Source organism: Limnohabitans sp. (assembly GCF_044373035.1).
Lineage (GTDB): Bacteria > Pseudomonadota > Gammaproteobacteria > Burkholderiales > Burkholderiaceae_C > Limnohabitans_A.
The window spans coordinates 1-3,320 of the sequence record NZ_JBILQU010000185.1 but is presented as its reverse complement, the minus strand read 5'-3'; the positions used below and the strand labels follow the sequence as shown (position 1 = coordinate 3,320).

Sequence of the window (3,320 nt, the reverse complement as noted above, 5' to 3'; positions counted from 1 at the left end):
GCATCAAACGATGTGCAAGCCGCCGTCCACCACCAGGGTACTGCCGGTGATGAACGATCCCTCCGAAGAAGCCATCCACAAAATCGGCCAGGCAATTTCTTCGGGGGTAGCCCAACGGCCCAGCAAGGATGTGTCCTTGCGTTCGGTCTTGAGTTGCTCCACGCTTTTGCCGATTTTTTGTGCGCGTCCGACATGGAAATCCGTCAGCGTAGAGCCGGGGCAAACCGCGTTGACGCGCACGCCGTGCACCGCCTCTTCACACGCCAAGGACCGGGTCAAGGCCAACTGCGCAGCCTTGGTGGCGTCGTACAGGGCCATACCTTTGCGTCCCTTGACCGCATAACAAGAAGACACATTGACGATGCGGCCGTAGCCAGTGCTGCGCAGGTGCGGCAAGGCGGCATGGCAGTAATTCGTGATGCCCACCAGGTTGACGCCCACAATCGCATGCCATTCGGCCGCAGTCGCTTGGGCTGCTGCCGAGTAATTGCGCATGGCCGCGTTGTTGACCAGGATGTCCAGACCTCCGAGTTCTTTGACACAGCGCGCCACGGCTTCCTGCGCCAACACGGGGTCGCTCACGTCAGCCTGGGCGCACAGCACACGGGCCTCGGGGGTGGCCTGCACAATGGTCTGGCGTGTGCGTTCCAGGCCCTGCGCATCGGCATCCACCAAAAAGACCGAAGCGCCTTCTTGGACAAAAATGCGCGCCGTTGCCGCGCCAATGCCCGAACCCGCGCCGGTGATCAGCGCCAATTGGCCTTGCAAACGCGGCTGGCCCATGCCGCTCATTCCGCTTTGGTGCCGGTGTCTTTGATGACCTTGCCCCAGCGCTTGATTTCCGAGCCAATCCAGTCGCGGAACTGGACGGGCGTGGTGGCCACAATCTCAAACTCCATGTCCAGCAAGCGCTTGGTGATTTCGGGCGAACGAACGATCTTCACGATCTCGCGGTTGTAGCGCTCGATGATGGGCGCGGGCGTGCCGCCCGTGGTGAGAAAACCAATCCAAGAAGTGGCTTCAAAGTCGGGGTAGCCCGACTCGCTGAGGGTGGGAATGTCGGGCGTGCTGGCAAAGCGCTTGAGGCCTGAGGTGGCCAAAAGCTTCAGGCGACCCTCTTTGGCAAATTGCTGCACATTGCCCGGCACAAAGAAACCCGCCTGGATGTTGCCGCCGATCAAATCACTGACCGCAGGCCCCGCGCCACGGTAGGGGATGTGGGTGATGTGGAACCCGGCCGCCGATTTGAACATTTCCATGGTCAGGTGCGAGGCACTGCCCAAAGCCACCGAGCCGTAAGAATACTTGGCGGGGTTGGCCTTGGTCTTCTCGACAAAGTCCTTCACACTGGTGATGCCCGAGGCCGGGTTGACCACCAGGTATTGCGGCGCCTTGACCATCAAGGTGATGGGGGCCAGATCCTTGACCGGGTCATAGGGCATTTTGTCGAACAAACTGACATTGATGGCCAATGGGCCGTTGTAGCCAATCAGCAAGGTGTGGCCGTCCGGTGCAGCTTTGGCCACCATGTCGGCGCCAATGTTGCCACCGGCGCCGGGCTTGTTTTCCACCACAAAGGGCTGCCCGAAAACTTCTTGCAGTTTGGGGGCGATCAAGCGCGCCAGCACATCGTTGGTGCTGCCGGTGATGGGCACGATGATGCGCACCGGTTTGGTCGGCGCCCACTCCTGTGCACCCACTGTCATGGCCGAACTCAGGCCCAGAATGGTCAGAGCCCATGTGGCTAAATGCCGACGATTCAAATTTTTCATGTTGTCTCCTGTTGTGCGTGTGTTCAATGAAAAAATGGTCATATCGAAAACACGGGCTCGTTCAGTCCATTGGCCAAGTGCGCTTTGGCCCAAACCATGGGGTCATCGCCTTTGGGCAACAACACGCCGGCAGGGCGAACATGTTGCTCGGAGGCGTCCAAGGCCGGGGGCTCAATGCCTTGCTCCAGCGCCACGGCCGCATCGTGCAGCATGCGCCGGGCCATGACGATGGCGCGGTCGGTGGGCAGCAGTTTTTCGGCTGCATGGTCCTGGATGGCGCCCATGCTTTCCTGCAAGGAATAATCTTGCGCCGAAAAACCGAACACCCCGCTGTAAGCGCGCTTTTCTTGCTGGGCCTTGCGGTCCATCAGGTAGTCGTTGTCGCGATTGGCTTTGGGCACAAAACTGCCAGGGGCGTCGTATTCCACATGGATGCCTTTGCCCGCAGCCATGGCTTCATTTTCTTCGGCGCTGAGCGGCTGCTTGGGTTGCCAATTCATGCTCCAGGCCCAACACTCGTGGTCGTTGACCGGCACCCAAGCATGGCCGCCGAGCGCATGGTGGCCAAACGGCGGAATCATGGTGAACCAAGGGAACAACCACTGCGTGATGCGCCAGTAATAACTGTCGGGCTCACCCATGCGACGGCCATACAAGCTCATCCCATACGAAGTCTTCTCGATTTCAAACACCACATTGCCATCGGCCTTGATGTAGTCGAGCGCCTTGACACCCTGGTGCATCGGGTCGGTGTCCACTTCATAACGGTGCACATACGAGACATGGGCGGTGTCGATGCCACCCTCCATGGCCTGCAGGTAACTGGAGTACTGAAGGCGCTTGGAGACGAACACATGGCTGTCTGGCAAGGTGCACCACTCCAGTTCGGGCGGTTCGGGCATTTTGTCGGGCGGCCCCATGTAGGTCCAGACGATGCCGCCCCGCTCCACGCAGGGGTAGCCTTTGATGTGCATGTGCGCACAGGCTTTGGGATTGGAGGGCACGTCCACACACTGGCCATTGCCGTCGAACTTGACGCCGTGGTAGGCGCAGCGGATGCCGTTTTCTTCGTTGCGGCCAAAGTAAAGCGAGACACCCCGGTGCGAACAAAATTCACCGATCATGCAAGCTTTGCCATCGGTGTTGCGAAACGCCAGCAGCTTTTCGCCCAACAACTCGATGCGCACTTGCGGGCCGTCGGGCAGCTCGATTTCGTTGCTGCTCAAAGCGGGCACCCAATAGCGCCGCATCAGGTTGCCCATGCGCGTGCCGGGGCCCACTCGAATCAGGGTTTCTGACATGTCCTTGTTCATGAAAAACGTCTCCTTGGCTTGAATAAGTGACTGTCACAGTCATGCCCAACCTTAAAGTTGTCCATGAAATGATAATCTTGTCCATCAGGCGGACACACCGATACGCACGGGACACACGGGACACACAAGGTTTTGAAGGGTTTTGCATGAGCACCAGCAGCGGCGATGGCGTCCGGGCCGTTGAACGGGCTTTGGACATTTTGAAAGCGTTCTCGGTCAACGAGCACGAACTGAG

Annotated in this window: 4 protein-coding genes; all 4 read right to left on the bottom strand. The window is 59.2% G+C overall.

The window, feature by feature from the left end; genetic code table 11:
- Positions 1 to 3 precede the first annotated feature (3 nt).
- A complete protein-coding gene (locus tag ACIQ47_RS15525; protein WP_396438946.1) occupies positions 4 to 783 on the bottom strand; it encodes an SDR family NAD(P)-dependent oxidoreductase in 780 nt (259 codons plus the stop codon).
- 5 nt (positions 784 to 788) lie between these two features.
- A complete protein-coding gene (locus tag ACIQ47_RS15520; RefSeq protein ID WP_396438945.1) occupies positions 789 to 1,772 on the bottom strand; it encodes a Bug family tripartite tricarboxylate transporter substrate binding protein in 984 nt (327 codons plus the stop codon).
- Between the two features lie 38 nt (positions 1,773 to 1,810).
- Entirely contained in the window at positions 1,811 to 3,085 is a 1,275-nt protein-coding gene (locus ACIQ47_RS15515; protein ID WP_396438944.1) for a Rieske 2Fe-2S domain-containing protein, read from the bottom strand.
- Positions 3,082 to 3,320: hypothetical protein (locus tag ACIQ47_RS15510; protein WP_396438943.1), on the bottom strand; the 239-nt coding region annotated here is incomplete at its 5' end. The genes ACIQ47_RS15515 and ACIQ47_RS15510, both read right to left, overlap by 4 nt.

What these genes read in the sequence shown, in the direction of transcription:
- ACIQ47_RS15525 (WP_396438946.1), bottom strand. Translation starts at nt 783, where the DNA reads ATGGGCCAGCCGCGTTTGCAAGGCCAATTGGCGCTGATCACCGGCGCG.
- ACIQ47_RS15520 (WP_396438945.1), bottom strand. Translation starts at nt 1,772, where the DNA reads ATGAAAAATTTGAATCGTCGGCATTTAGCCACATGGGCTCTGACCATT.
- ACIQ47_RS15515 (WP_396438944.1), bottom strand. Translation starts at nt 3,085, where the DNA reads ATGAACAAGGACATGTCAGAAACCCTGATTCGAGTGGGCCCCGGCACG.